General features: G+C 65.2%; 4 protein-coding genes. 1 reads left to right on the top strand and 3 read right to left on the bottom strand.

Going from position 1 to position 5,674, the window contains the following annotated elements; genetic code table 11:
- Nucleotides 1-102: 102 nt before the first annotated feature.
- From AB4Y84_RS11335 to ilvC, 3 genes are read right to left on the bottom strand one after another with little or no spacing between them, the layout of a single operon-like run.
- On the bottom strand, nt 103-354 hold the full coding sequence (locus AB4Y84_RS11335) for an ACT domain-containing protein (RefSeq protein WP_089236730.1): 252 nt from the start codon (nt 352-354) through the stop codon (nt 103-105).
- Nucleotides 338-2,074: an acetolactate synthase 2 catalytic subunit gene (gene ilvG, locus AB4Y84_RS11330; protein ID WP_442250142.1), complete on the bottom strand. Its 1,737-nt coding sequence runs from the start codon at nt 2,072-2,074 to the stop codon at nt 338-340. Before ilvG ends, AB4Y84_RS11335 begins: the two co-directional genes overlap by 17 nt.
- 37 nt (nt 2,075-2,111) lie before the next feature.
- Nucleotides 2,112-3,086, bottom strand: coding sequence for a ketol-acid reductoisomerase (gene ilvC, locus AB4Y84_RS11325; protein ID WP_442244362.1), 975 nt, complete (start codon nt 3,084-3,086; stop codon nt 2,112-2,114).
- 790 nt (nt 3,087-3,876) lie between these two features.
- Between ilvC and ggt the strand changes: the two genes are divergently transcribed.
- On the top strand, nt 3,877-5,538 hold the full coding sequence (ggt, locus tag AB4Y84_RS11320) for a gamma-glutamyltransferase (protein WP_442244415.1): 1,662 nt from the start codon (nt 3,877-3,879) through the stop codon (nt 5,536-5,538).
- Nucleotides 5,539-5,674: the final 136 nt, after the last annotated feature.

Genomic DNA, 5,674 nt, shown 5'->3' with positions numbered 1-5,674 from the left:
CGGCATGGGCCACCAGCAGGGTGTTGCCGACCACCGCGTGCGGGCACGCGCGGCGAAGAAGACGCCTCCGTACCGGCACCGTGGTGAATACGGTACGGGCGTTCATGCGGATACTCCTTCCAGTGCGGTCATCTGCACCGAAACGCAGTCGTAGATCTTTTCCATCTGCCGGCACAGTGTTTCCGGCGGGCGCTGGCTGTCCACCACCAGTTGCAGGTGCCAACGACCATCATCGGCGGCCACCGGCGCACCGGTGATCGCGCGCGGCGCGAAACCGCGACGTTCGGCCATGCCGATCACGCGCAGCAGCGCGCCCTCGGCCGGTTGCAGCACCAGGTCAAGCCGGTATTGCATTGGGGATCTCCTGGCGTGCATGTGCGGGGTTGCTTTCCAGCATGGTGCTGTTGGCGGTATTGGGCGGCACCAGCGGCCACACGTTCGCGCGTGCATCGATGGCCACGTGCAGCAGGGCCGGGCCGGGTTCGGCCAGCAGCGCGGCCAGGCCGCCTTCGACGTCATCACGTGCATCGATGCGCGTGGCCGCGATGCCGAACACCTTGGCCAGGGCGACGAAGTCCGGGTTGTCGGACAGATCGATCTCGCTGTAACGCTCGGCAAAGAACAGTTCCTGCCACTGCCGCACCATGCCCAGCGAACTGTTGTCCAGCAGGATGATCTTCACCGGCAGGCGGCAGCGGGCTATGGTCGCCAGCTCCTGCACGTTCATCATGAAGCTGCCATCGCCGGAGACCAGCACCACGGTGCGCTCGGGGCAGGCGAACTGCGCCCCCATCGCCGCCGGCAGGCCGAAGCCCATCGTGCCCAGCGCACCGCTGGTCAGGTGGTTGCGCGGATGAGTGAAGCGGCAGTGCTGCGCAACCCACATCTGGTGCTGGCCGACGTCGCAGGCCACCACCGTATCGGCCGGCGCCAGTTCGCTCAGGCGCTTCAGCAGCGCCGGCGCGTAGATGTGCTGGCCGGGTGCGTCGTAGCGTGCGGCGAAGCGATCGCGATGCTGTGCGCAGCGCTTGCGCCATGCGTCCTGGTGGGCCTTGGGGGAGGGGAAGGCCGCACGCAGGGCGCGGATGGCGTGGCCGACGTTGCCGGGCACGGCGACATCGGCGCTGCGCAGCTTGGAGATCTCGTACRCATCGGCATCGATGTGCACCACGCGGGCAAACGGTGCGAACTCGGCCAGCTTGCCGGTCGCCCGATCATCGAAACGTGCACCCAGCACCAGCAGCAGATCGCTCTCCTGCACGGCCATGTTGGCCGCACGGGTGCCATGCATGCCCAGCATGCCCAGCGACTGCGGGTGCTGCGGAGGCAGCGCGCCCAGCCCACGCAGGGTCATCACGGTGGGGATGGCGCTGGCTTCGACGAACGCGCGCAGGTCCTGCACGGCATCGCCCAGGGCAATGCCACCACCGGCATAGACCACCGGCTTTTCGGCAGCGGCCAATGCGGCGATGGCCTCGGCGATGGCGGCGTCGGCAGCGGCCGGCGGCGGCTCCACGTTGGCCGGCACATGCGCCGGCAGGTGGCTGGCATCGGCCAGCTGCACATCCTTGGGCAGGTCGATCAGCACCGGGCCGGGACGGCCCTCGCGGGCGATGCGGAAGGCATCGGCCACCACGCGCGGCAGATCATCGACGCTGCGCACCAGCCAGCTGTGCTTGACGATCGGCATCGTCAAACCGAACACATCCAGTTCCTGGAACGCATCGGTGCCCAGCAGTGGCGTGGCCACCTGGCCGGTGATGCAGACCATCGGCACCGAATCGAGCATCGCATCGGCGATGCCGGTGACCAGGTTCGACGCGCCCGGCCCGGACGTCGCCACGCAGACGCCGACCTGGCCGCTGGCACGCGCAAAGCCGTTGGCGGCCAGTGCCGCGCCCTGCTCATGGCGCACCAGGATGTGCTTCAGCGACGAATCCACCAGCGCGTCGTAGAACGGCATGATGGTGCCGCCCGGGTAGCCGAACAGCGTACGGACACCCTCGGCCTCCAGCGCCTGGGTCAGCCAGCGCGCGCCGTTGGGCGGCGCGCTGCGGTGTGTGGGAGAGTTCATGGGGGAACCTTGCAGAGCGGGTGGGGGTGCCGCGTTGTTACGCGGCTTGACCTTGCAACCAGACCATCTTGGCGCGCAGTTCCTTGCCTACCTTCTCGATCGGATGCTCCAGGTCGGCCTGCTTGAACTTGTTGTAGTTCGGCAGGCCCGCTTCGTACTCGGCCACCCAGTTCTTGGTGAAGGTGCCGTCCTGGATGTCCTTCAGGACTTCTTTCATGCGCTCCTTGGTGCCGGCGTCGATCACCCGCGGGCCGCTGACGTAGTCGCCGTACTGCGCGGTTTCGGAGATGAACTCCAACATGCGCGAGATGCCGCCTTCGTAGAACAGGTCGACGATCAGCTTCAGTTCGTGCAGCACTTCGTAGTAGGCGATTTCCGGCTGGTAACCGGCTTCCACCAGCGTCTCGAAGCCAGCCTGCACCAGTGCCGAAGCACCGCCGCACAGCACCGCCTGCTCACCGAACAGATCGGTTTCGGTTTCTTCCTTGAAGGTGGTCTGGATCAGGTTGGCGCGCGCGCCACCCAGGCCGGCTGCATAGGCAAGCGCGTACTCAGCTGCCTTGCCGCTCTTGTCCTGGTAGACCGCCCAGATGCACGGCACACCGCGGCCGATTTCATATTCGCGACGGACCAGCGCACCCGGGCCCTTCGGTGCGACCAGCACCACGTCCAGGTCGTCGCGCGGCTTGATCATGTCGAAGTGCACGTTCAAGCCATGCGCGAACAGCAGCACCGCACCCTGCTTCATGTTCGGCGCCAGCACGTCCTCGTACAGCTTCTTCTGCACCATGTCCGGGGTCAGCACCGCGACCAGGTCGGCATCCTTCACCGCATCGGCCGGTGCCTTCACGGTGAAGCCATCGGCCTGTGCCTTGACCTCGGTGGGGCCGCCCGGACGCAGGCCTACCACCACATCGAAGCCGGATTCACGCAGGTTCAGCGCGTGCGCGCGGCCCTGGCTGCCGTAGCCGATGACGGCGATCTTGGTCTGGGGCAGTTCGTTGGTGCTCATGGGGGAGGTTCCTTGCGGGTGGGAAGAAAAAAGACGGCCGGCAGTCGAAGCGACGTACCGGCCGGTCAGGGAAAAGTGGGGAGGGCAGCGCCGCGCATCGCACAGGTACTGCCACCACGAGAGTTCGTGGTGCAGCAGGTCCAGGTTGTGGAGGAGGCGGTGGTCATGGTGGTTGCGTCTGAAACCAGGTCCTGAAATGAAAAAACCCGCACCTGGGCGGGTGCGGGTTTTTGAAGAGTTCCGGTGTGTTTGTTGCTTACACGCTGGCTCGTCCCGCACCTGTTGGTTGGGTAATAAGTACGAGCACAAGAATCGAACGCAGCGAGGCGGCGCCGGTATCGGCGGCTTCGATGTGGGTTCGCGGTGGTGTGTTGTGATGCAACATGTGATCGAGAAAACCACAGCCATTTCCGCTGTGTCAACCCTCGCAGCACTATTCCCGTCAGTTTCCGCTGCATGCAGTGCAATCGCTTGTGGCACAAAGATGGTTGCTGCTGAAAGTGTTTCGGTGAACCCGAATTCACTCTTTTCATCAGGTTTTTTGCGCGGATTCCGGGTGATTTCGCCTTGGTAGGTGCCGACCTTGGTCCGCGCCGGAGTCATCGAAGCCGAAAGCAGTGCGGACCAAGGTCCGCACCCACCAAAGGACTGTCGTCCATGACCTATGCCCGATAGCCCCTGATCGCCGCAGCAGCGAAGATCGGGTCACCACCCTTCCATTCGGAACCCTACCGTGTCCCGACGTCTTGCCCGTTCCCTGCTGGCGGCTGCCGTGCTGGCTGCCGTGCCCATGCTGTCCCAGGCCGCCGACCGCATTACCGGCCACACCTTCTCCACCCGTTCGGAGGTGATCGCCCCGCATGCGATGGCCGCCACCTCGCAGCCGCTGGCTACCCAGATCGCGCTGGACGTGATGAAGGCCGGTGGCTCGGCCGTCGATGCCGCCATTGCTGCCAACGCAGCGCTGGGGTTGATGGAGCCGACTGGCAATGGCGTCGGCGGCGACCTGTTCGCCATCGTGTGGGACCCGAAGACGCAGAAGCTCTACGGCTACAACGGCTCGGGCCGTTCGCCGAAGTCACTCACCCTGGCCGAGTTCCAGCGTCGTGGCCTGAAGGAGATCCCCCCGACCGGCCCGCTGCCGGTATCGGTGCCGGGCGCGGTTGATGGCTGGTTCGCGCTGCACGAGCGCTTCGGCCGCAAGCCGATGGCCGACAACCTGGCCCCGGCCATCCGCTACGCGCGCGACGGTCATCCCGTTGCCGAAGTGATTGCCTATTACTGGGATCGCTCGGTGCCGAAGCTGTCGCAGTATCCGGGTTTCAAGGAACAGTTCACGATCGATGGCCACGCGCCGCGCAAGGGCGAGATGTGGAAGAACCCCAACCTTGCCGACACCCTGCAGAAGATTGCCGACGGCGGCCGTGATGCCTTCTACAAGGGCGACATCGCCCACACCATCGGCGATTACTTCAAGAAGAACGGCGGCTACCTGAGCTACCAGGACATGGCCGACCATCATGGCGAGTGGGTCGAGCCGGTCAGCAGCAACTACCGCGGCTACGACGTGTGGGAGCTGCCGCCCAACAGCCAGGGCATCGCCGCGCTGCAGATCCTCAACGTACTGGAAGGCTACGACTTCTCGAAGATTCCGTTCGGCTCACCCGAGCACGTGCATCTGTTCGTGGAAGCAAAGAAGCTGGCCTTCGCCGATCGTGCGCGCTTCTACGCCGACATGGCGTTCCAGCCTGCACCGGTACAGAAGCTGATTTCCAAGGAGTACGCCGCGCAGCGTCGCGCGCTGATCTCGATGGACAAGGCGCTGAAGGAAGTGCAGCCGGGTACGCCCAAGCAGCTGGAAGAGGGCGACACGATCTACATGACCGTGGCCGACGCCGACGGCATGATGGTGTCGCTGATCCAGTCCAACTACCGCGGCATGGGTAGCGGCATGGCACCGCCGGGGCTGGGCTTCATCCTGCAGGATCGCGGTGAGATGTTCGTGCTGCAGAAGAATCATCCCAATGGCTACGCACCAGGCAAGCGTCCGTTCCAGACCATCATTCCGGCCTTCATCACCAAGGGCGGCAAGCCGTATGCCAGCTTCGGCGTGATGGGCGGTGCGATGCAGCCACAGGGGCACGCGCAGATCGTGATGAACCTGGTGGATTTCGGCATGAACCTGCAGGAAGCCGGCGACGCGCCGCGCATCCAGCACGAGGGTTCGACCGAACCGACCGGGCAGGCGACGGCGATGACCGATGGTGGCGAGGTCAACCTGGAAACCGGGTTCCCGTACGAGACGGTGCGTGCGTTGATGCGCAAGGGGCACCGGGTGGTGTTCGCCGATGGTCCGTATGGTGGTTATCAGGCGATCCTGCGTGATCCGGAAACGGGCGTGTATTACGGCGCATCGGAGAGCCGCAAGGATGGGCAGGCGGCGGGCTACTGAGGTTTCCCGGCCAACGGGCTGAGCCCCCTCTGCGGTGGGGGTTCGTAGAAGCGGGATCATGTAATTGGGCCGGGCGGGTGGGCTGGTCGGGGGACGCCGTGAATCCGTCCCTGGAGGCTTGGCAGCCGCATCCATG

This window comes from Stenotrophomonas sp. 2YAF22 (assembly GCF_052114665.1).
GTDB lineage: Bacteria > Pseudomonadota > Gammaproteobacteria > Xanthomonadales > Xanthomonadaceae > Stenotrophomonas > Stenotrophomonas indicatrix.
Note: the sequence above shows the minus strand (reverse complement) of the source record. Positions and strands in the feature narration are given on the sequence as shown.